This is a genomic window from Aromatoleum buckelii, from assembly GCF_012910785.2.
Taxonomy (GTDB): Bacteria; Pseudomonadota; Gammaproteobacteria; order Burkholderiales; family Rhodocyclaceae; genus Aromatoleum; species Aromatoleum buckelii.
The window spans coordinates 106,242-129,289 of the sequence record NZ_WTVH02000001.1; the positions used below are offsets into that span (position 1 = coordinate 106,242).

A 23,048-nucleotide genomic window follows, 5' to 3' on the forward strand; every position below is an offset into this window, starting at 1 on the left:
GTGTCTGGCGACAATTAGTTTTTCCGGTCGTGTTGCCTCACGGAAGGATGTTACTCCGGCGTAATCGTCGCCTCGGGATTGTGCTGCGGTGGAGGCTGACGCCGAGTATTCGGGTTACGAGTTCCCTGGCGCGATTTGCCCGCCATTCTTTAACACGCCGCTGCAGGGTGCGCAGTTGGGCGCCGGAATAGAGCTCGGGCATCATCTCGGTGAGCCGTTTCTGCAGATCTTGCGCGCTGCCGCCGGGTTCCGTTTCGAGCCACTGCTGTATTTTCGGCCACGTGTGCGCGAAAGGATCCGGGCGCGAGCGCCAATCATGCACCGCGCGAGCTTTCCGACCATGGGTCGGGCGTACCTCACCGGCTTGCCACGCCGTACTCAAACTGGTCAGGAACTCCGCAATCGGTACCTCACTGTCCGTCCTGACGCCTGTCACCCCAGAGCCCGTCGCCGAGCATTCGGCCACCTGCCGCTGAGCCTCGCGCATACGGCGCAGGAGGTCGACCGGATCGAGCGCGTGAAACTCCTCCTGCAGGCGCTGCCGGGTCGCCTCCGACACCGATGTTGAGCGCAGCACGCGCTCGAGCGGCGTCAGCGGCGTCTCGTAGTGCTTCGTTACCCGGGCCCCCTGGCGTGTCTTCGACTTCAGCTTGAATGACGGCTGGAAGTAGTTGATGTACAGCCGGGAGACCCGATACAAGGACGCCAGCGTTTCCGTCGCTTGCAGTCCCCGCAGCTTGCCGTAGCCCACCAGCCGCCGCACGATCGAACCGTCTCCTGAATTCTTGCCGATTTCTCCACGTATGGCTTGCTGGAGGGCGGCAAGCCGCAGCGCGCGCGAAGGCGCATAAACCTGCGCACGCACCGGTGCTCACCGTTCATTTTGCGTTCAGCGTGCGCAGCGTAACGTTCAAACCTGATTCCACCCAATTTGAGAACCTCATGAACCCGCCTGTAAAGGCAGGAATGGGGGGTCGGTTTGCGGCCGCCGGCTCGCCCGTGTCATCCCGGACCGCTTCGAGGCTGACCCAAATTGCGGGACCGCCTTCAGTGACAACAGAAAGGAGACAGGAAATGAAAGCGAACTCTGCAAGAAAACTGGCTATCGCCTGTGCGCTCGCGCTGACTGGCATTGCCGGCGTAACCACGGGAGCAGTGGCTGGAAACGTTCAGGCACCGCTCGTGCAGGCCGAGGCCAAATTGCAAACCGACACGGCGCTCGAGCAAGGCATGCTGAATATCCGGGCAATCGTGGAACAGAGTCTCCCGCAGATTCGGGCAGACCAATTCGGCGATGAACGCTACAACGCCCTGGGCAAGGCGATCGAAACGCAGGTGGCATACATCGTGAAAAACTGCAAACTCGAGCCTGCGGCAGATGGCGTATTGCACGACGTTCTGGGGGAGGTGTCGAGTGGCATCGACCGGGTCACCGCGAAGACGGCTGAGAACCAGCGCACCCACGGCGTCAGTTACATCATCGCTGCCCTGGATAGCTACGGTCGCCGTTTCGATCATGCCGGCTGGACGCCGATCAAGGTCGTGCCTTGAGGGCTGCCGTCGGTGCTGGGCAGGGCGGGCCTCACCGTCAAGGCAACGATCATGGGGAATTGCCCTGCGCATCTATCAACCGCCGCATTTTGCAAACGATTACATCTGAGCTATCCCCCTAAGAAGTTGAAGGCTTTCCTCGGTCATGCCTTCTGCAGGGAGACGCATTCGTGGCAAACCCACCCGAGATATGCTTAATTCAAGTATGCAGAGCAAATTTTCGCCCCCGCTGAAGTCGTTGCCCGTGTGAATCGCTCGTCACTAATGCAACTGCTGGGCATTCTCTGCGTCTTCGGGAGATCAACTATGAAGCAGGCCATTCAATCGCTCTTATTCGTCGGGATGATCGGTGTAACGGCATCCGCGGAGGCTCAGCAGTGGGAGCCTCTGCCCGCACAACCGCCAATTCCAGCCGACAACCCGCAAACCGAACAAAAGGTTGAACTCGGCAAGATTCTGTTTTTCGATCCGCGCCTGTCCGAGCACGGCACGCTTTCGTGCAACTCCTGCCACAACGTGATGGGGAGCGGGGATGACAATCGGCCGAACTCGATCGGCATGCACGATGCCCGCGGCGGACGCAGCGCGCCCACCGTTTGGAATGCAGCGTTCCAATCGGCGCAGTTTTGGGATGGTCGCGCGGACTCGCTGGAAGCGCAGGCCAAGGGACCCATCACCAATCCCATCGAAATGGGCATGGGCAGCGCCGAGGTGGTGATGGAACGCTTGAAAAGCATTCCCGGGTATCTTCCATTGTTCAAAGCAGCTTTTCCTGGCTCGCCGGACCCCATCAATATGGATAACCTGGCGAAGGCGATCGCGTCGTACGAGCGCACTTTGATCACTCCGGACACGCCTTATGATCGTTACGTCAAGGGCGATAAATCGGCACTTACCGAACAACAGGCCCGCGGCATGCAAACGTTCGCAGAGCTTGGCTGCACCGCCTGTCATTCCGGCGCGAACTTCAGCGGCCCGTCGTCGCAAGCCGGTCAGGGGTTTTTCATGAAATTTCCCACCTTTGCCGGCAGCAAGTATGACAATCAGTATGACTTGTTGTTGGATACGGGACGCCACGCAGTCACCAAGCAGGAGTCGGACAGACATCTGTGGCGGGTGCCTACATTGCGCAATATTGCGCTGACGGCACCCTATCTCCACAACGGCAAGGCGCAGACGCTCGATGAAGCAGTGTTGGTGATGGCGAAGACACAGCTGAACAAGGACGTGACCCCCGCGCAAGTCAAGGATGTAGTCGCCTTCCTGACAAGTCTTGGCGGGACTTTTCCCGCGCAGGCCATGCCGCGTCTTCCGCTAACGGTGGGAGTCAGCATCGTGCCCGCTGTGGACCCTCACCTCAAGACCACGCCACTCAGCCACTGATACCTGACGGGCGTGACGGACGGGTCTTGGTGCGAACCGAGGTCTGGCCGAAGCACGAACGGACTCGGGCAGTGCGGTGAGGCGCGTCAGGCACGCTTTCGCCTTTCGCTGGCGCGCCCCAAGGCGATCGCCCTGGGGCGCAGTGAGGTAGGCTGGAAAAAATGGAGTCCGACGTTTCTTAGAATTACCCGAACGGAGGACACAGATGGAACGGATGCCCCGCGGGGTCTCTACGCAGGAATTTCGAGAGCAGGCGGTCAAGCTGGTCGAGAGCGAAGGTCTGTCGATGAGAGAGGTCGCCCGGCGGCTGTCGATCCCGATTGGCAGCATGAAGAACTGGGTGAATGCGGCCCGGGCGGGCAAGCTCAACGAGGTTGGCCAGGCGCAGAAGCCGCTGACGGATCTGGAGATGGAACTGGCCCGCGTGAGAAAGGAACTGGCCGAGGTCAAGCTGGAGCGGGGCCTGCTAAAAAACCATCTATCCGGCGCGCCGTCTCCTTTCTGGACAGAAACAGCCCGCGCGTGCATCGTGACCTTGTGCCGACAGTGACCGTCAAATTTTTGGAAGCTCGCGAGTCCGTAAAAAACATGGTTCAGGGAATGCTGCGGACCAGGTTGTGGTGGCACGAATGTGACCCCGTTTAGGAAAGTGATCGAATCCGAGTCCCCCGTCCGGCACATCGACGACCTCAACCATGGAGGAAATCATGGCCAAGCGACGGCAAAACGCCGCGGGTCTGCTGATTGTGCAGCCGATGGTGGGCCCAGGTGATGTCGTCGGGTCCCGGTTCCACGTCGTGGCGGTGCCACCCGATCTGAGCGATGAACCGGTGCAGAGCTTCCAGGCCTTTACGGCAGATCTGGAGCGGATGGCGAACTGGCTGAAAACGATCGGCGTGGTGACGGTAGCGATGGAGTCCACGGGTGTCTACTGAGTACCGGCCTATGAGGTGCTCGAGAGCCATGGCATTGAAGCGGTGCTGTGCAACGCCCGCGATGCGCGCATGGTCCCCGGGCGAAAGAGCGATGTGAATGATGCCCAGTGGCTGCAGCGGCTGCATGCCTGCGGCCTGTTGCGTGCAAGCTTTCCGTCCGGGGCGCGAGATCGCCGCGCTGCGCGAGTATCTGCGATTGCGCGAACGGCCTGTCGGGTACGCTGCTTCGTACATCCAGCACATGCAGAAAGCGCTCACCTTCATGAACCTGCAACTGCACCCTGTGGTGAGCGACATCATCGGCGCAACCGGGATGCGCATCATCCGGGCCATCCTAGGCGGCGAACGCGACCCGAAAGTACTTGCCGCGCTGCGCGATGGGCGCTGCCATTCCAGCATCGAGACCATCGAAGCCGCACTGGTGGGCAATTACCCGCCCGAGCATCTCTTCGTGCTCAAGCAGCCCGTGGCGCTCTACGACTTCTACCAGAAGCAGATCACGCAGTGCGGCCCGCGAGATCGAGTCGGCCCTGGCACGGCTGTCAGCCGGCAAGGAGGTGCCGTCCGAGCGCCTGCTCAAGCGGCGCTGCCGGAAGCTACAAACAAACCCGCTCGACTTCAATGTCCAGCCGCTGCTGTATCAGTCGTGGGTGCCGACCTGATGCAGTTTGTGCCGCATCGATGGGGATAGACTTAGAACACGTCTTCGGCATAACGCCCCCCAGCTTTGAGTTGTTGAACGTTCAGGCTGACGCTGCGCAGAATGTCGTTGAGTGTTTCAACCACTCCTTGCGCCATGGACCGGCTGCCGCAGACCCTAATGATGGCGCCCTTGGAAACGAGATCCCGCACTCGCGCGGCGTCACGGCGCAGCGCATCCTGCACATACCCTCCACCGTCGGGCGTGCGCGAGAACGCCGTGTTCAGGGTCGACAGCCGATGGTCGGCCAGCCAATCGTGAATTTCCCTGCCGAAGTAGAAGTCCCTGGCCGGATCGCGCATACCGAAATACAGATGCATCGGCTGGTGCTTGCGATTGCCGCGGATGAGACCCGCCAGCGGTGCGACACCCGTTCCCGCACCGACCAGCAAGACCGGCTTACGCGAACCGTCGAGAGCAAACCCCGGATTGGACTTGATGAAGGCCCGGATCGTGTCGCCGGGTTGCAGCGCATGCAGATACGTGGAACACAGGCCCTCCGGCAACCTGCGCACGCAGATCTCCAGGAATCCGTCTCGGTAGCGGGAGGCCAGCGAGTAATAGCGTGGCACGCTGGAACCCGGCGGCAGAACGCCGACCAGGTCGCCGCCCTCAAAGTGCGGCAGGCCGCGCCCCCGCAGGCGATCCAGCCAGTGCTGCGCAGGCCAGGTGAAGCGCAGGATCGTCGCCGGCTGACCGATCTCGCCAGCGAACTCCTGGCGGGAAACGAGCGTCAGCGAAGCGGTCGGCGGCACCTGCGGCACGTAGTCCAGCGTCAGGGATTCGTTCAACGCCTGCCCCAGGACTTCGCCCCAGCGCATGAACTGCTGGACCGACTGTTGATGGATCCGCTCGAGCGGCAGCAATTGCGGCCAGCCGCGGGAGCGCAGCGCCTGATCGAGCGCTTCGGCAAAGGCGCAGAAGGCGGTGAACTGGCGGTCGCCGAAGCCGAGCACGGCGACCGGCGCCGAGCCCGCCGGTTGGCGGGCGATCCGCTCGAGGGCTCGCGCCGCGTGGGTGGGCGCCTGCCCGTCGCCGTAGGTCGCCGCCAGCACGAGGATGTGGCGGGTCGATGCGCCCGCTTGGAAATGCTCAAGACCACTCGTGTACACGCGGTGCCCGTTACGCACCAAGGCCCGATGCAGAGCTTGGGCAAAACCCCAGGTGGAGCCGTTTTCGCTGGCGACGAAGATCAGGACGTCGGCCTGGGGCAGCGCGCTGTTGTCCTCTATCCTCGGCATCTGTCGGCGTGCCTGCTGCCAGAGCATCAGACCCGACACCCAGAACACCGGGATGCTGGCGCCCAGGACCGCCAGCACCAGCGCCCACACCACCGTCCCCTCGCCGGTGTGCAACAGCACCGCCCATTCGTGGATGCGCTGCGTCGCCGGGGCGTCTTCCCAGGCCAGCGTCTGGCCGGTGTGCCGATCGATCCAGCCCTCGCCCCGATCCGTGGTGACCTTCCAAGTGTCTTCGGGGTCGTCGCGGTAAGGGAAGTTCAGCTTGCGCAGCTCCGCGACTGGCAGGCTCTGCAGCAGGGGCAACTCGTGTCCCGGCAACTCGGCCTGGACTTGCACGTTTGACATCACATCCGGATCGAGCTCGCGCTCCACGGGTACTAGGCTGAAGGTGGCCGCGCTCATGTACAAGGCGGTGATCGAACTCAGCAGCAGCGCCGCGACCAGGATCCGCCCGCTGATCACATGAATGCGCTGCAGCGGAGAGCCGCGTACCCGCCCCGCCAGGTGCCGCCAGCCGCCCATGCGGCGCGTCAGCAGCACCAGCCCGGACATCGACATCAGCAACATTGAAAGCGCGATACCGGCGGCGGCAATGCGGCCGACGTCATCGAGCAGAAAGGAGCGGTGCAGGTTCCTGATCCAGCGCAATGCCGCCGAAGGTTGGTATTCCCCGATTACACGTCCATCGGACGGATTCACGTAGAACGCGCGCGCGCGATCGCCATCGAAGCCGTAGACAACGACATCGCCCGCGGGCAGACGGCGAATCTCCTCGGCGCCCGGGATCGTGGCCGAGACTCGCTCGACCAAGGTGGACACGGGTAGGCTGACCGGCGCCGGCACCGATTTGGCGGCATCGACGATCGGGTCGAGCGCCAGGATCATGCCCGTGACGCCCAGCACAAGCGCCACGGCGCCCGCCCCAAGACCCAACCAGCGGTGGAGTACTCTCCAGAACATGACCGCTCCGACCCTTTATTTCAGTTCGTAGATGAAGGACTGGATGTACTGGCGACCGGCATGGGATTTGCCGGCATTCTCCGTGGTCAGCGGGGCCCGGATTTCCGAGGGGCTGTCGCGCATCTTCTCCACCGCCGCATCGACACGGATTTCGTACCCGGCGTCCAGCAGTGTATCGGCCACGTCGGCGGTGACCTTGAGCGTGCTTCCGGCCGCGACGCTGGCCCCGGTGATACCGTCCAGCGCCCGGGCCTTGCCGGCTGACAGGCGGTTCCAGTCGCTCAGGTGCTTGTAGTACTTGGTCTTGCCCCCGGAGACCCACAAGGTCCTGACATGAACGCCTTTGGGGTCGGTGACGTACACCGCCAGATAGGCACCATCGCCGCCGTAGTTCTTCAGCGTCGTCGATATCGTCAGCGGGCGACTGTGAGCCAGCGCGGGGACGGTGAGCACGGTGGCGGCAAGCAGGGCGGTCATCAATGCTTTTGACATGGTCGTTCTCCTTGGAAAATTCACTCGGTCCGGCCGCCCGGGGCGGTGCCAGGGGTAATGGAGGGATTGGCGCCTGAAGTGGCGGCATCCGCGGGCGGCGGTGCAGCACCGGTCTCGTTCGAGCGCGAGCGTTCACGATGACGATCGCGGTTAGGGTCATGATCGCGGACTTTCATCTCGACCGGCTCCAGCGTCTGGGGGTTGATTTTGGCCTTGAAGCGCCGCCCTCCGGCATCGGTGCCGCGAATCTCGTAGCAGCCATCGTCGATTTTCAGGCGCTGTACCTGCCAACCCCGTTCGGCGGCCATTCGCAAGGCCGCGTCGCGCGACTGCCAGCGCTGGATCGGAACGTCGCAATCGTCGTCCGCCTCGGCGAGTACCGCCAACAGGCTCAAGGATAGAGCCAGCACGCCGTGGGCAAGGGGGTGACGGGGTTTCATGGCGCATTTCTCCTTTCAATTTGGCCAGGATTGTACGGCCCCGAAGTTGAACGCAAGATGAAGCACGTCCGTGAGTGAATCGTTCATCCTGATTTACAGCTCAGGACGCCACGGCCCCTGCCGCGCGAGGGACCTCAGGACCAGGTGGCGCCGACATCCCCTAGCAGGCCGGCAAACGCAGCGGCAGCCGAACGGCAGGTCAGGTCGATAGCATAAGATTCAATGAAGTGTCGAGGCTGCTCCACAGCACTTCTTGAACTTCTTCCCGCTTCCGCAAGGACATAGATCGTTACGACCAACCTTCGGGTGCTCGCGCGTGACGGTTCTGGCCTGCTGGAGCTCATATATCGCCCGTCGATAAGGCAACCAGAAGCGGTAAATAGCCGCAACGGATGCTGGTATGTCCTTGGCGAGATCCTCACGCTGCGCCGGTTTGTCCGCGAGCGCCAGCTCGTTCTCGCTGAGATCGTCACCGCCTAGCAGACGAATCGGGTTGAGCCGCTCATATCCCCGCGGATCATCAAACAGTGGCTGCCAATCGGCGCGACAAAGCGCGATGCCGTCCATGAAACCGGCGGCCCACATCTCGGCATCGATGAATTCCTTGGACTTGTCTTCAGGAATGAAGATGTCGAAGAGCGGTTCGTGGGAGTTTGCATCATGCTCAAGACTCCAGATGATGCCATTGTAGTGACGCATGATCATCTGCATGATTCGCTGCGCCTCGTCCATGGTCTCGAAGTGGGGTGCGTCTTCTGCACGCTTTCCCCATATGCCCGAGTACCACTGACTCATGTTCAAGCTGGTCGGACCGACGATGATTGCCGTGAGATAGCCGTCCAGGTGATCGAGCAACATCGTTTCATCCGATGTGGCATCAGACAGCAAGAAGGCATCCAGCTCTTCCAACTCCTCGTCCGACAAAGGGGTTGCAAGTCGTAGCGGGTTGCTCCCCATGCCTGAGCTTCCTGCCGCCTGGCTAGGTTCACCAATCAGCGACTCGATTCCGTCCTCACGAATGGTTCGCATGACTTCATCAAGTGCGGCTTGATCAGTTCCGAACTGATCGTCCCAAACGGTGGAGTTGCCATGTTCGTCGACGACCTCCAGTGTCCAGGCGGTATGCGGCATTCGGTAGATGCAGATCTCGACCGTATGAGTACCGACGGTGTAATGCCGTTGCAGCGGGGAGTGGATCAGGTCAGGTTCGTCGTACATTGGGCGCGCGTCCTGTGTGAGGTCGCCATGGTAGCAGTAGGGATGACGATCACTCGCCGACCAGGCTAGCTGGAGGCGTTAAGCTCTTGGGTAACCGCGGACCGACCGTTGGACGACGCTGAGAGCCGTGCGGCAGCTTTCCGCAACCCTGCTGCCGCTCATTCGGCACAGGCTGACCGGCAGCTGGCCGACGTGCTTCCGTAGGCCGTCCGGCCGCTTCCGTTTGGAACCGGCCATTCAGCTGCCACGCCCGGCGGACGGCAGCCGACCCACTGCTGTCCAATGCACGACATGCGGCGTGCGCTGGACATAAGCGGCATCAGCGGCCGAGGCCCTGCCGCCGCCCCCGCTACGGCCGCCGTGCCCGCAACGGTGGCCCGTTCTACCGCCGCCTTCGCCCGCGCTGCTATGCGCCCCTGCTGCAACTCGCGCTGCGCGACGGCGCGCGCGCGTGGGAGACGATGATCCTCCGGCTGACGGGCAGCGTGATGAGCGGCTGGTCGACGAACGGGTCACGCTGCGCGTTCGTCATCCGGTGACGCTCGCGAACGCGGCGCGCCAGCTTTTCGCCGCGGCGCGCTATCGCCCGCCGCGCGACCGCCCTGCCCCGCCGGTGCTCGTCCTCGCGAGCCGGAACGACCGGCCGGTGCGCGTCGAGTGCTCGAAGGCGATCGCTGTGGCGTGGAACTGCTCGCTGCGGATCCACCCCTACGCAGGCCACGACCTTCCACTCGACGACGGCGTATGGGTCGCTGAGCCGGTGCGCCACTGGACTGATGGTGGCGGCGCGTGATCGCTGGCATCTGCGTGCGCACATCGATGAAAGAATCGGGTACCGCACGTTCGGGGGCGGTGGCGAGCGACCGCGCGGCCCCGCTACCTGCGTCGGCCGGTCGGACCCGACGACACGCCGCTTCAGCCTCCGATCGGCCAAGCGGGCGCGGATTCCCCGGGGCCGGAGCATCAAATCGCACGAGCCTGAGGACGTCGGCGAGATAGCCTTGAAGCTGATCCGCGTCCACGACGCGTCAGCTGTGTCATGTAGGGAATGGGGCCGGGTATCTGAGCCCGCAACAGCGTGTTCGAGTCCGAGCGGTGGAACCAAACGCGGTAGTGCGCCAGGTACGACTGGGGGCGGACCATCACGCGCTCGCTGACGAGCGCCTCCCCGTGGCGGTGGCGGAGCAGTTGCTCGAGGCTCACACCTTGGGAGGCAACTGCTTGCCGGGTTTCGGTCGTCCGTTCTGGTTGAAGCGCGGATTCAACTCACCGATGAAATATTCCTTGAGTGGGACCGCCTCGAAGGCACGTTTCTTGGGGAATCCGGCGGGGTGAATGAACTTGTTCTCGTCATAGCCGTAGTAGGTCGGCAGCGGCACCCACTCCTCACTTTGCCGGTTCCAGGGGAAGTGGTCGTACAGCCGCCTGTCGATAGTGCTACAGCAAGAGGCTTTCCCCAGCCAAACGAGCTCGAAAGACATCGAGCCTTTGGGCTTGTCATGCAAGCGCTTCGAGTCTCCGGGCCACTTGTGGGGCATGGCGATCGAGTACCGTCAGCGCGCCTTCGTAATCGTAGGCTTCGATCAGGTTCTTCAGTCTCCCGGCGGCTTCACCCAGGCAGGTGCGTATCAGCGCCCCCTCGTCCCACGCAAGGTCGTTGGCTGCGATGTCTCCCGTTTCCAGCAGCGTACGCAGGCGGGTAAAGACCTCGTCCGCGCGGGCGGGTTGCGGGCAATCACGGGAAACCGGGCTCTCCGTGACCAAAGGCGTGAGCGCGTCGAGGAGCGGAGTGAGTTCGGCGAGCAGTGCCGAACAAGCTGCGACCGTTTCCTCATTTTCGGTCCCCTGTCCTACGGCGCGATGTAACGCTCTTGCCGCTGCCGAAACCCTGGTCGCTCCGATCATTGCAGCCGCCCCCTGAAGCGCATGTGCCAAGGTCCGGACAAGCTCCAGGTTCCCGGAGGCGAACGCCGCAGCAAGGCGCTCCGCCTCCCGCGCGTGGCTAGCCGTGAACAGCGCCAGCACCCGACGATATTTCGTTTGGTCCCCGTTAACCAGCGCCAGTCCCCCCGCCGAGTCGAGCTGGGGAATTGCCGTCAGCCAGCCAGGAACGTCCGCAACCGGAGTGCGGCTGCAGGCGAGTGGAGCGATGGTCGTCGCGGACCAGCGAGAAGGATGCTCGCGTGGCAGCCATTTGAGCAAGGCTGCGTACATCCTCTCCTGTGTCACGGGTTTGGTGATGAAGTCGTCCATGCCGGCGTCCAGACAGGCTTGGCGGTCCTCGTCGAAGGCGCTGGCGGTCACGGCGACGATCGGGGTGACTTCCCGACCGGGCAGGCGCCGGATGAGGCGGGTCGCCTCCAGCCCGTCCATCTGCGGCATCTGCATGTCCATCAGGATCAGGCCGTAGGCGTCGTCGCGGGCGCGGTCCACCGCTTCGCGTCCGCTTTTCGCGGCGACCACATCCAGTCCGGCGCCTCGCAGCATTTCGCCTGCGATCTCCCTGTTGAGGGAACCGTCGTCGACGAGCAGCACGCGCACGCCGGCGCAGCGCCAGCGCAGTTCCGCCTCGGCCTCGACGGGGCAGGTGAACGCAGGCGGGGCGATGCGTTGTCCGCGCTCAAGTTCCGCCGTGAACCAGAAAGTGCTGCCGCGGCCCGGTTCGCTCACTGCCCCGGCATCCCCGCCCATCAGGCGGGCGAGTCGCCGGGTGATTGCCAGCCCGAGTCCGCTGCCGCCGTATTTCCGCGCCGTGGACGCATCCGCCTGTTCAAACGCCTCGAATAGCGCCGGAATTCTTTCCGGTGCACTGCCGATGCCGGTGTCTTCGACTTCAAACGCGATCTCCACCTTGTCGCCTTTCTCTTCGAGAAGGGTGGCGCGAAGACTGATCTTGCCGGTGTCCGTGAACTTAACGGCATTGCCCAGATAATTAAGCAAGCCTTGGCGAAGCCGCGTCGGGTCTCCGCGCAGCCAGCTTGGTCCGTTCCATGCCTCGACTTCAAGCGCCAGCCCTTTCGCTTGTGCCTGGCTCGCAATCATCGAACGCGCGTCGCCAAGCAGAGCAGGGAGATGAAAATCCGTCTTCTCCAGCTCGAGTCGGCCAGCCTCGATCTTAGATATGTCGAGGACGTTGTCGATGATCGACAGGAGGTGCCCGGCAGCCGTGTCGATCTTGCTCAGTAACTCGGATTGCTGTGGAGTCAGACTGGCGCGACGCAGAAGATAGGTGAGGCCAACGATTGCGTTCATCGGCGTGCGGATCTCGTGGCTCATGTTGGCAACGAAAGTGCTTTTCGCGCGGTTGGCGGCGTCCGCCGCCTCGCGCGCCTCGACCAGTTCCGCAGTGCGGCTTACGACGAGTTCTTCGAGGTGGTTGCGATGCCGATCCAACTCCTCGGCCATGCGTTTCTTCTCGGTGACGTCCTCTTTCACTGCGACGTAGTGCGTCACGCGCCCGTCCGCTTCGCGAATCGGGGAGACGATCGCGAACTCGACATATTCGCTGCCGTCCTTGCGACGGTTATGAAACATCCCTTTCCAGGGCTGTCCCCTGCGCATCGCGTCCCAGAAATCGTCAAAGGTCTGTCGGGGCGTGCTGCCCGAGTTCAAAAAACTCGGATTGCGGCCGATCACCTCGTCCCGGCGGTACCCTGAGTTGGCGACGAACGCTTCGTTGACATACTCGATTTCGCCATCGAGATTGGTAATGATGACGATGTTCTGACTTTGTTCGACCGTTAACGACAATTTCTGCAATTGCGCCTCGGTCTCCCTGCGCTCGGTTATGTCTCGTGCGTAGACGCAGAAGAAATAACATCCTTTCTGACTCAGCGCCGAAATCGTGAGTTCCATTGGAAACTCCGATCGATCGGCACGCATGCCGAACAATTCCCCGCGCTTGCCGACAACGCTCGGCGTGCCGGTTTCAACAAGTTGCATCAGACCTTCACGGTGTCCGTCGCGCAGGCGAGCGGGGATGATCAGGTCGCACGCTTCCCGTCCGACCGCGTCGTGCGACGAGTAGCCGAAAATGCGCTCTGCGTGACGGTTCCAACTCACGACCCTGCCATGGTGATCCATCGAGATGACGGCATCCATCGCCGAGTCGAGGAGCAGCTGAGTGTAGGAAAGGTTCTCTCCGAGACTCGCCCTCGACGACTCGAGCGCCAGGATTCCCTGCTGGCGATCGGTGATGTCGCGTACCAGGACGATGAATCGTGGTTCGTTTCCGGCGCGGACCGGTTTGGCGGCAACCGAAAGCTCGAACCACGATTGGGTGCCGTCTTCCAACAGCGCGTATTGCTTTCCGACCGACGTGCCTTTTTCCTGTGCTTCGTTGAGTGCAGCGACGAATGAATCGGCTGCGTTGTACGGGAGCACGTCGTGCAGGGGCTTGCCGACGAAGTGCTCGCTCCGTGGCGGGCACCGCCCGGAGCGGGGCGAGCGATAGTCGTAGATGCGGCCGTGAAGTCCGACTTCGAACAACTGGTCGGGCATCGCATTGATGGTCGCCAAAAGACGCGATTCACTTTCTTCGAGCGCTCTAATCGTGCGAGCCCGTCGGAGGTTCTCCACGAGGTGCATGCCAAGAAGTGCTGTCGCCGGAGCAAGGATTGAAAGAAACGGGACCGCGCCGTGGCGGAACACGTCATCGCGCACCTCGCCGGGAAGTCGGAGCCAGATCAGCAGCATGGCGCCATGGACGACAATGCCGAACAACAGCAGCTGCACGCCGCCGATGCCTAGGTGATGACGATTCCGAAAGTAGCGGTAGATCAGCCCCAGCAGCGTGCTTGCAACGATCGTCTGAATCCCGACTTCCGCTCCCGCGCCCCCCAGGAAGGCGCGAAAAACGGCGGCCGCGCTCGCGGCCGTCAGGCTCAAGAGGGGCCCGCCGAACAGCCCGGCCATGCTGAGAACGGCCGTCCTCGCATCAAGCAGCGAGCCCGGCCCCGCCTCGAACGGGGTCAGCATCCCAGCGATGCAGATCCCGCCGACCAGTAACCCGGACGCGAACCGCGCGACGACGCCGTCACGCAATCGGGCGCCCAGGACGATGGCGTGCAAATGACAAAGGACGATCAGAAGCGCCGCGTTTTTTGCAAGTTCCAGCATGATTCAACTCGGTGTTGCCGAAAACGGCGTGTTGCGGCATCAGCCGTAATCGGTTGCCAGCCTCCACTCCATGCCAAGTGAGGTCCGGGGTTTCCCGACTCGAAGACCCCCGACATTTTCCTACCGCCCCGCTGATCGACGTCAGTCGTTGTCGCGATATCTCGAAGCGATCGTGACGAATTCATCGAAATGCGCCAGGAAGACATCCAGCACTGCGGGATCGAACTGGCGTCCGCGTGCCGCGGCGAGAATCTCGCGAACCTCGTCGGCCGGCATCGGTGCCTTATACGGCCGGGCCGAAATGAGCGCGTCGAAGACGTCGGCCACGGCCATGATGCGGGCGGAAAGCGGAATCTCGTGCCCGCACAAACCGTCGGGATAGCCGTGGCCGTCCCACTGTTCGTGATGCCAACGCGCGATTTCTCTCGCCAGCATGAGAAATTCCACCGGCGTTCCCGCGCCTTGTCCCGCCCGGTCGATCGCATCGCTGCCGAGTTTCGTATGCGTCTGCATGATTTTCCGCTCTGCCGCCGTGAGTTGGCCGGGCTTGAGCAGAATGTGATCGGGAATTCCGAGTTTGCCGATATCGTGTAGAGGTGCCGAGCGAGAAAGTGTTTCGATGTAAGGGCGATCGAGCATCGCGGCGAACGACGGATGCCGCGAGAGCTTCAAGGCGAGCAGATGCACGTAATTCTGTGTTCGTAGGATATGGTTCGCGGTATCTGGATCACGGGTTTCCGCAAGGTAGGCCAAGGTGCGGATACCCGCGGCCTGGATTTGCTCGTTTTCCTGCGTTTGTCTGGTGAGTTCGGCTTCAAGCCGCGCCCTCTCACACCGAAGCTGATCCTGCGAGTGCTTCGCGAACAGATGATTCCGGACGCGGGCGAGGACCACTTCGGGCTTCATCGGCTTGGTTACGTAGTCCACCGCGCCAAGCTGGAGGCCGCGCTCTTCGTCCTCTCGGTCGTCGCGTGCGGTGATGAACATCACCGGAATGTGGCGGGTCGAGGTCGTTTCGCGTAGCCGCCGCAGCACTTCATAACCATCCATCTCCGGCATCATCACATCCAGGAGAACGAGGTCGGGCGAGGGAAGCTGCGCTGCGTAGCGCAGCGCCATCCTCCCTGTGCTCGCGGCTCTGACGCGATAACCAGCTCCCCGCAACAACGCCCCGAGCACGGTGAGGTTCTCGCCTACGTCGTCCACAATCAGGATTTCGGCTTTCCCCGCAGACGGCGCGCGAGGGGCGCAAGCCGATCGGTACGCTCTGGCCGCCGGCCCTCCGCTGTAGTTCGTCGCAGAGAGGTCGCTCGCGGGTATCGACGACGAGACTTCGCCGAGGCTATGCACGTCGCGATTTTCCGCTGGAATCACCGCAGGTGGATCAGCCATCGAGGTGCGGGTTCCGCGCGTCGCCGGGATAGACGGCGGCAAGCGTGGAGATCTCCTCGGTAGACAGGACTTTCGCGATGTTTAGAAGGATCACGAATTTTCCCGCGACCTTTCCCATCCCATCGATGAAATCGGCGCGAATCCGGGCGCCGAAACTCGGCGGCGGCTCGATGTCCGCCGCCGGGATCTCGAGTACTTCCGAAACCATGTCCACCATGATGCCGATGTCGTGGCGCACCTCGCCTTCGACGACCTCCATGATAACGATGCAGGTGCGCTTGCTGATTCGGGTCGTCTCATTCGCGAAACGTGCAGACAGATCGATGACCGGTACGACGGCCCCGCGCAGGTTGATGACGCCGCGGATGAAGGCCGGCATCATCGGAACCTGGGTGAGCCCGCCGTACTCGATGATTTCCTTCACGTTGAGAATGCCGACGGCGAACATCTCGCTGTTCAACGAAAAGGTCAGGTATTGCAGGGAGCCGGCGTCATCGCGGACGACCGGTTGAGAGCCTGCAAGAACCGCGGGAACGGCCTGTCGGACCTGAAGTATGGATGACATGCTGACTCCTCAGAAACGTTCGAAGTCGGCGGCCGCGGTTTGCAGCGCCGGTCCGAAGGGCGGGCGGCGGGACAGGGCGTCGTCTGCCGCGGCGTTGCCGTTTCGGCCTGCAGCCGGCGCGCGCGCCAGGACTGTTTTCGTCTGCCCGGGGTTTCGCTCGAGGTGAAAGAACTTCATCAGATCCTGCAACTGCAGCGCCTGCCCGTTCATTTCCTCGGCGGTCGCGGCGAGCTCTTCGGAGGCGGAGGCGTTCTGCTGGGTCGCCTGGTTCAGCTGCCCCATCGCGGCGTTGATCTGGCCCACGCCTGCGGTCTGCTCCTGGCTCGCGGCGGCAATCTCCTGCACCAGGTCGGAGGTCTTGCGGATCGACGGCACGATCTCGGTCAGCAGCGTGCCGGCCCGTTCGGCGAGTTTCACCGAGTCCTTCGCGACGTTGCCGATTTCCTGCGCGGCGACCTGGCTGCGCTCGGCGAGCTTGCGCACTTCGGCGGCGACCACCGCAAAGCCCTTGCCGTGTTCGCCGGCGCGGGCCGCTTCGATCGCGGCGTTGAGCGCGAGCAGATTGGTCTGGTAGGCGATGTCGTCGATGATGCCGATCTTGTCGGCGATCGATTTCATCGCTTCGACCGTTTGGCCGACCGCGCCGCCGCCTTCCTCGGCTTCCTTGGCGGCCTTCGAAGCCATGCCGTCGGTGAGCTTCGCGTTGTCGGTATTCTGCGCGATCGACGCGGTCATCTGTTCCATGCTGGAGGTCGTCTCTTCGACCGACGCGGCCTGTTCGGACGACGACTGCGACAGCGACTGTGCGGTCGCCGACACCTGGCCCGAGGCGTTCGAGAGGTTGTCGGCGGCGCCACGCACGTCGCCGATGATCTGCGCGAGCTTTGCCGTCATCGCCTGCAGCGCGGCCATCAGCTGCCCGACTTCGTCACGGCTCGTGACTTCGATCTTCGCCGACAGATCGCCGTCGGCGAGGGCATTCGCGACGCCGAGCGCCTGACCGACCGGCCGCGTGATGCTGGTCGTGACCCACCAGCCGAAGGCAACGGCCAATAGCACTGCGACGAGCGCCAGCACGAAGATCATCTGCCGCGCGTTGGCGGCGTTCCTGCTCGCTTCCGCCGCTGCCGTCTTCATCAGATCCGACTGGAAGGCTGCCAATCGGGTGAGCGCGGCTGCGTAGCCGGCCTGTGCGGGGCGCATTTCGCCGAGCATCAGCGCGCGTGCTTCGTCGTGCCGGCCTGCGCCCATCAGCTCGATCAGCTTGACGCGGTTCGCAGCGAAGGGTTTCCGGGCTTCGACGATCCCGGCGAGCACCCGCTTGCCCTCATCCGAGACCAGGGTCTTCTCGAGCTCGGCAAGGTAGCCGGGGACGACCTTGGCCACCGCCAGTTCGTCGTCGAGTTCGCGCTGAATGTCAGCGGGGTCGGTCAGCAGAACCGCGTTGCGGAAGCTGTTGCCGGAGCGCGCGATCCGTTCGACGATGTCGGTCGCGATGACGACGTTCGGAAACTTTTTGCTCACGACGTCTTCGATTTCCGCGTCGAGCGCGCTCAGCCGGAGATAGCCCAGCGACGCGATCGCGATCAGCAGAATCAGGACGAAGCCGAAGCCGAGGCCGAGCCGCAAGCCGAGACGCAGATTCCTGAACATTTGTTTGATCTCCTCCAGTGTGTGTAGGCGCTATTGCGCTTGTTGTTGCTCGCCACGGAATCGCCGTTGAACCGGCCGGATTCCGGTCATCCGCATCGGAACCCAAGTTTCGAGTTCCGGTGCCGACGCGACCGCTCGCCCGGCCGGAGGCGCAGGGCCGTTCAGAAACGTTCGAAGTCGGCGGCCGCGGTTTGCAGCGCCGGTCCGAAGGGCGGGCGGCGGGACAGGCCGTCGTCTGCCGCGGCGTTGCCGTTTCGGCCTGCAGCCGGCGCGCGCGCCAGGACTGTTTTCGTCTGCCCGGGGTTTCGCTCGAGGTGAAAGAACTTCATCAGATCCTGCAACTGCAGCGCCTGCCCGTTCATTTCCTCGGCGGTCGCGGCGAGCTCTTCGGAGGCGGAGGCGTTCTGCTGGGTCGCCTGGTTCAGCTGCCCCATCGCGGCGTTGATCTGGCCCACGCCTGCGGTCTGCTCCTGGCTCGCGGCGGCAATCTCCTGCACCAGGTCGGAGGTCTTGCGGATCGACGGCACGATCTCGGTCAGCAGCGTGCCGGCCCGTTCGGCGAGTTTCACCGAGTCCTTCGCGACGTTGCCGATTTCCTGCGCGGCGACCTGGCTGCGCTCGGCGAGCTTGCGCACTTCGGCGGCGACCACCGCAAAGCCCTTGCCGTGTTCGCCAGCGCGGGCCGCTTCGATCGCGGCGTTGAGCGCGAGCAGATTGGTCTGGTAGGCGATGTCGTCGATGATCCCGATCTTGTCGGCGATCGATTTCATCGCTTCTACCGTTTGGCCGACCGCACCGCCGCCTTCCTCGGCTTCCTTGGCGGCCTTCGAAGCCATGCCGTCGGTGAGCTTCGCGTTGTCGGTATTCTGCGCGATCGACGCGGTCATCTGCTCCATGCTGGAGGTCGTCTCTTCAACCGACGCGGCCTGTTCGGACGACGACTGCGACAGCGACTGCGCGGTCGCCGACACCTGGCCCGAGGCGTTCGAGAGGTTGTCGGCGGCGCCGCGCACGTCGCCGATGATCTGCGCGAGCTTTGCCGTCATCGCCTGCAGTGCGGCCATCAGCTGACCGACTTCGTCACGACTCGTGACTTCGATCTTCGCCGACAGATCGCCCTCGGCGATCGCGTTGGCGACGCCGAGGGCGCTCAGCACCGGTCGGGTGATCGTGCGGGTCACGGCGTAGGCAACCAGCGCCGAGAGCAGGAATGCCACAATCGACATTCCGATGATGAGCGACTTCGTGGTCGCCGCGGCGCTTGCCGCCCGCTCGCCTGCGGCGGTCGTCAGATTTCCGGCGATCGCGACCATGTCGTTGACCTGCTTGCGATACTCCTCGGCCACCACTTGGTAGTTGCCGTTGACAAGCGACACGGCGGCCTGCTGGTTCCCGCTTTCGACCAGGCCGATCAGTTCGTCTTGCAGAGCGATGAAGCGGTTGCGGCTCGCCAGAATGCTTTGCATCATCTCTGTCGCCTCGGGCACGGTCAGCCTGGGCTGGAGTTCCTCCCATGCTTTGGCGATCGCGGCACGACCGGCGAGCATGTCGGCTTTCGCCTGTTGCGCCCGTTCGGGGTTCGGTGCGAGAACCATATTGCGCGACGCGAGCGCGATTTCGTTGACCCCGGCGAGGCCCGTCTGAAGGAGAACGATGCACGGCCAGAGGTGGTGGGTCACCTTTGCCGTGTTGTCGTTCAATGCACTAATTCGCGTGAGGCTGGTCACCGAAATCACGACCAGCATCAACAGCGTCAGGCCGAAACCGAGTCCGAGCTTGGCGCCGATTTTCAGGTTTTTGCACATGTATTACTCCGAAGGCTGCAGGATGAGATGTTGCGAATCCGGGGTACCCGACGGCCGGCCTCTCGAGGGCGCCGGCGAGACGAGCTTTTCTTCGGCGCTCGTGACGAGCGCGAGCAGCGCCGGTACGTCGAGAATCAGCGCCACTTCGCCGCTGCCGAGGATCGTCGAGCCGCCGATCCCGCGCAGATGCTGGAAGAGGGCGCCGAGCGGCTTGATGACGGTCTGGAACTCCCCGAGCAGGCGATCGACGACGAGTCCCGCCTTCTGCCCGGCGTGCTGGACGACGACGACGTTCTGGCGGGCCGGCACGTCGCCGCCGATCTCGAACATTTCGCGCAGGCGTACGAACGGCAGCACTTCGCCGCGCAGGTTGAGGTAATTGCGGCCGGTGGTCGTCTCCTGCAGCTCGATGCATTCGACGACCGAATCGAGCGGCACGACGTATGTGGCCGACCCGACCCCGACGAGAAAGCCGTCGATGATCGCCAGCGTCAACGGCAGGCGGATGCAGAACGCCGCACCCACGCCTTCGGTGGAACGGACTTCGATCGTGCCGCGCAGTGCCTGAATGTCGCGGCGCACGACGTCCATGCCGACGCCGCGCCCCGACAGGTTCGTGACCTGTTCCGCAGTCGAGAAGCCGGCTTCGAAGATCAGGTTGCTGATCTCCGCGCCGGACATGACTGCGTCTTCCGCGATCAGGCCGCGCGCGATCGCTTTCGCGCGAATCCTTTCGATCGCCAGTCCGCCGCCGTCGTCGCCGACCTCGATGACGATGCTGCCCGAATCGTGATAGGCGTTGAGCCGGACCGTTCCCTGGTGCGGCTTGCCCCGTTCAGCGCGTACTGCCGCGGGTTCGATGCCGTGGTCGACGGCGTTTCGCACCAGATGCATCAGCGGATCGCCGAGCTTTTCGACCACTGACTTGTCGAGCTCGGTGTCGCCCCCGGTGATGGCCAGCCGGATGTCCTTGCCCAGCTCGCGCGAGGCGTCGCGCACGACGCGGTTGAAGCGGTTGAAGGTCTCGCCGATCTGCACCATGCGCAGTTGCAGCGCGGCGTCCCGAATGCTCTCGACGAGGCGCGACAGCACCGACGTCGACTCCATCAGCTCGGACAGGCCGCTGCGCTGCGCGAAGAGATGCGTGCTGGCCCCCGAGATGACCAGCTCGCCGACGAGGTCGATCAGCTGGTCGAGCTTGTCGGCTTGGATGCGGACCATGCGCGATTCGGCGATTTTCCGGTCCTTGACCGTCGCCTGCTTGAGAACCGCAGCGTCGACGACCTCCTGGCGCACCGCCTGCTGGCCGACCAGGATCTCGCCGAGCGGCGCGCGCGCTCCGCTCTCGTCGCCGTCGAACTCGACCGACGTGGGCTGCGCCTGCGCGGCCAGTCCCGCGTCGAGCTCCGCCTGCGTCAGCGCCCCGATCCGCACGAGAATTTCGCCAAGGCGCATCGCGTCTTCGGGCAGCTCCTGGATGAGCTGCAGGTAGTCGCTGCACTTGCTTTGCGGCGGAAGGATGTGCAGCGCGCAGTCGTCACGACAGAAATCGAACACGCGCTCGATCTCGGCCTTTCCGGCGCGGGTCTGAAAGCGAATTTCGAAGCCGAGATAGCACGATTCGGCATCCATTTCCGCAGCATCGGGCATGGCATCGGCGAGCGTTTCGATCGTCACGATTTCGCCGAGCGTCGTCAGGTAGCGCAGGAACGAAAGCGGATCCATGCCCATGCGCAGCACGTCCGTGCCAAAGCGCACCGAGATGTGCCACGCGTCGCTGCTCACCACACCGCCGCCGCTGGCGGTAACGGCTTCGGACAGCGGCACCGTACTCCCGTCCGCGCAATCCGCGGCCTGCCCGTCGTCGTCACCCCATTGGCCGAGCTGCGCCCGCAGCGCATCGCCCTCGGCCGCGACTTCCTGCGGCGGGGCAGGCTGGCCGGCGACGAGCACACCGAGGAGGGCGCCGATATGATCACAACATGCGAGCATGACGCTGACGAGACCCGGGCTGACCGGGATGTCGCCCGCGCGCACGCGGTCCAGCACGTTTTCGACGATGTGCGTGAAGGCTTCGATGAAGCGGCATTCGATGACGCCGGCGCCGCCCTTGATCGTGTGCGCCGCGCGGAAGATCCCTCCGACGTTGTCGTCGCCGGCGTCCGCCTGTTCGAGCTGCAGCAGCCCCCCTTCCATCGCAGCGAGCAGAGTCCGGCTCTCGTCGATGAAGGTCGCGGTGAGTTCGTCCATGTTGCGTGTCCCCCTTGGTCCGCGATTAACCCGCCGAGTGCGCGGCGATCAGCATCGGGTCGCCGAACGGCCCGGCAAGGTTGCAGAAATCGATGGTCTCGACGACGGCCGGGCTGTGATTTGAGAACCGCAGCGTCTTGCCCTGTGCCGCGGCTTCCCGTTTCAGCAGAATCAGCAGCTGGACGCCCGCGACGTCGATCGCGGTGACCGCGGAAAGGTCGAGTTCCAGCTCGGTCGACGCGGCCAGCGCCGAGAGGAGTTCTTCCTTGCGTGCGCGTGCGCTGTACACCGTCATGTCGTCGGTGACGGCGAGCGCAGCCGCGCCCGCTGCGCCGGCGGACGGCGCCTGAGTGTGGGTCATGTCGGATTCGTCCTAGAAAAGTTCGACGCTGGCGCTCGGCGCTGGAGCCGATGCGTGGGTCCCGGTCGCCGCCTGATGGCTGACGCGCTGCTGATCCATCACGTAGCTCGCGAAGAGCCGGTCGAGCTGCGTCGCAAGCGGATCGATTTCCGGCCGCTGGGCGGCCTCAGCAGGCCTGTCGAGCAGCGTCGCGAGCACCGACATGTGCCCGCCGAGGGCCGTGAGCGCGCCAACCACCTGCTCGATCTGCTGGCGCGTGACGTCCTGGAACTGGACGCTGGCAAGGGCCTCGATGAACATTTCGGCGAGCTTGCGGCTGCCGTCGTCAATGGTGTCAAGCGTGTCTTTCTCGCGCTGGATCAACGCCTGGTAGCGTTCCCCGAACTTTTCCAGATGGGCAGTGAATAGCTCGAGGGTGGCCTTCTGCTCGTGTGCGCGTTCGCGTGCCAGCTTGTCCTTGAACTGGTTGTCGATCGTGCGCGCCATGTCGTCGATGCCCGCGCTGATCTTGCGCACGGCAACCTCGGTTTCGTTCGAGAGCTTGCGCACTTCATCGGCGACCACGGCAAAGCCGCGTCCCGCCTCGCCCGCACGGGCCGCTTCGATCGCCGCGTTGAGCGCCAGCAGATTGGTCTGCCCAGCGACCTCCCTGATCAGTTCGACGAAGATCTGGAGGTTCTTCGCCTTGTCGATGATTTCGGTGACGCGCAGGATGTCCCGCTCGGCTTCGGCCATGTTCGCGTGGATGAAGGTTTCAAGCTCGCCGATCAAGGCGCGATTCCTGCCCGCTTGACTTTCGGCTTCTCTCGCCAGTGAGGCGGACTCGGCGACGCGCGAATCGACGAAGCGCTTGAGACGGGTAACCACGTCGTCGATCGTCGCGAGGCGCGAACCGATATCGACGGCTGCTTCCTCGGTCTGACGGACGGCGCTTCCCAAGTGCCCGCTCAGCACTTCAGCGTACCGGGGCACCGTCCTCAGTTC

The 23,048-nt window shown here is 63.5% G+C and carries 16 protein-coding genes and 3 pseudogenes; 5 read left to right on the forward strand and 14 right to left on the reverse strand.

Annotated elements, in window-relative coordinates; all coding sequences use genetic code 11:
* Positions 1-37: 37 nt before the first annotated feature.
* Positions 38-865, reverse strand: coding sequence for a hypothetical protein (locus GO608_RS00545; RefSeq protein WP_211159534.1), 828 nt, complete (start codon positions 863-865; stop codon positions 38-40).
* Between the two features lie 209 nt (positions 866-1,074).
* Between GO608_RS00545 and GO608_RS00550 the strand changes: the two genes are divergently transcribed.
* The 4 genes and pseudogenes from GO608_RS00550 to GO608_RS00565 form a co-directional block, all read left to right on the forward strand.
* Positions 1,075-1,551 (forward strand): hypothetical protein, encoded by a 477-nt coding sequence (locus tag GO608_RS00550; protein ID WP_169199881.1) that lies wholly within the window; start codon positions 1,075-1,077, stop codon positions 1,549-1,551.
* Positions 1,552-1,857: 306 nt separating this feature from the next.
* Positions 1,858-2,934, forward strand: coding sequence for a cytochrome-c peroxidase (locus tag GO608_RS00555; protein WP_169199882.1), 1,077 nt, complete (start codon positions 1,858-1,860; stop codon positions 2,932-2,934).
* Between the two features lie 205 nt (positions 2,935-3,139).
* Positions 3,140-3,406, forward strand: a pseudogene (locus tag GO608_RS00560) (transposase); the annotation flags it as partial.
* Between the two features lie 283 nt (positions 3,407-3,689).
* A pseudogene (locus tag GO608_RS00565) lies at positions 3,690-4,513 on the forward strand (IS110 family RNA-guided transposase); the annotation flags it as partial.
* Positions 4,514-4,562: 49 nt separating this feature from the next.
* Here GO608_RS00565 and GO608_RS00570 read toward each other — a convergent pair.
* The 4 genes from GO608_RS00570 to GO608_RS00585 all read right to left on the reverse strand — a co-directional run bounded on the left by GO608_RS00570 (position 4,563) and on the right by GO608_RS00585 (position 8,920).
* A complete protein-coding gene (locus GO608_RS00570; protein ID WP_169199886.1) occupies positions 4,563-6,770 on the reverse strand; it encodes a PepSY domain-containing protein in 2,208 nt (735 codons plus the stop codon).
* Between the two features lie 15 nt (positions 6,771-6,785).
* Positions 6,786-7,262: a DUF2271 domain-containing protein gene (locus GO608_RS00575; protein WP_169199887.1), complete on the reverse strand. Its 477-nt coding sequence runs from the start codon at positions 7,260-7,262 to the stop codon at positions 6,786-6,788.
* Between the two features lie 20 nt (positions 7,263-7,282).
* Complete coding sequence (locus GO608_RS00580; RefSeq protein ID WP_169199888.1) at positions 7,283-7,702, reverse strand: PepSY domain-containing protein; 420 nt, start codon at positions 7,700-7,702, stop codon at positions 7,283-7,285.
* Positions 7,703-7,921: 219 nt separating this feature from the next.
* Complete coding sequence (locus tag GO608_RS00585) at positions 7,922-8,920, reverse strand: UPF0149 family protein (protein WP_211159535.1); 999 nt, start codon at positions 8,918-8,920, stop codon at positions 7,922-7,924.
* Positions 8,921-9,371: 451 nt separating this feature from the next.
* Here GO608_RS00585 and GO608_RS00590 point away from each other — a divergent pair, with 451 nt between their 5' ends.
* Positions 9,372-9,713 (forward strand): alpha/beta fold hydrolase, encoded by a 342-nt coding sequence (locus GO608_RS00590; RefSeq protein ID WP_169199889.1) that lies wholly within the window; start codon positions 9,372-9,374, stop codon positions 9,711-9,713.
* 406 nt (positions 9,714-10,119) lie between these two features.
* Here GO608_RS00590 and GO608_RS00595 read toward each other — a convergent pair whose 3' ends face one another.
* The 9 genes and pseudogenes from GO608_RS00595 to GO608_RS19610 form a co-directional block, all read right to left on the reverse strand.
* Complete coding sequence (locus GO608_RS00595; protein WP_169199890.1) at positions 10,120-10,425, reverse strand: hypothetical protein; 306 nt, start codon at positions 10,423-10,425, stop codon at positions 10,120-10,122.
* Positions 10,418-14,038 (reverse strand): PAS domain S-box protein, encoded by a 3,621-nt coding sequence (locus tag GO608_RS00600; RefSeq protein WP_169199891.1) that lies wholly within the window; start codon positions 14,036-14,038, stop codon positions 10,418-10,420. Before GO608_RS00600 ends, GO608_RS00595 begins: the two co-directional genes overlap by 8 nt.
* A 141-nt stretch (positions 14,039-14,179) precedes the next feature.
* A complete protein-coding gene (locus tag GO608_RS00605; RefSeq protein ID WP_247002729.1) occupies positions 14,180-15,253 on the reverse strand; it encodes a response regulator in 1,074 nt (357 codons plus the stop codon).
* 169 nt (positions 15,254-15,422) lie between these two features.
* Positions 15,423-15,995: a chemotaxis protein CheW gene (locus tag GO608_RS00610; RefSeq protein WP_169199893.1), complete on the reverse strand. Its 573-nt coding sequence runs from the start codon at positions 15,993-15,995 to the stop codon at positions 15,423-15,425.
* A 9-nt stretch (positions 15,996-16,004) separates the two neighbouring features.
* A complete protein-coding gene (locus GO608_RS00615) occupies positions 16,005-17,648 on the reverse strand; it encodes a methyl-accepting chemotaxis protein (RefSeq protein WP_169199894.1) in 1,644 nt (547 codons plus the stop codon).
* 161 nt (positions 17,649-17,809) lie between these two features.
* Entirely contained in the window at positions 17,810-19,453 is a 1,644-nt protein-coding gene (locus GO608_RS00620) for a methyl-accepting chemotaxis protein (RefSeq protein WP_169199895.1), read from the reverse strand.
* Positions 19,454-19,456: 3 nt separating this feature from the next.
* Entirely contained in the window at positions 19,457-21,703 is a 2,247-nt protein-coding gene (locus GO608_RS00625; RefSeq protein ID WP_169199896.1) for a chemotaxis protein CheA, read from the reverse strand.
* Positions 21,704-21,728: 25 nt separating this feature from the next.
* A complete protein-coding gene (locus GO608_RS00630; protein WP_169199897.1) occupies positions 21,729-22,064 on the reverse strand; it encodes an STAS domain-containing protein in 336 nt (111 codons plus the stop codon).
* 12 nt (positions 22,065-22,076) lie between these two features.
* Positions 22,077-22,724, reverse strand: a pseudogene (locus GO608_RS19610) (methyl-accepting chemotaxis protein); the annotation flags it as partial.
* Positions 22,725-23,048 lie beyond the last annotated feature (324 nt).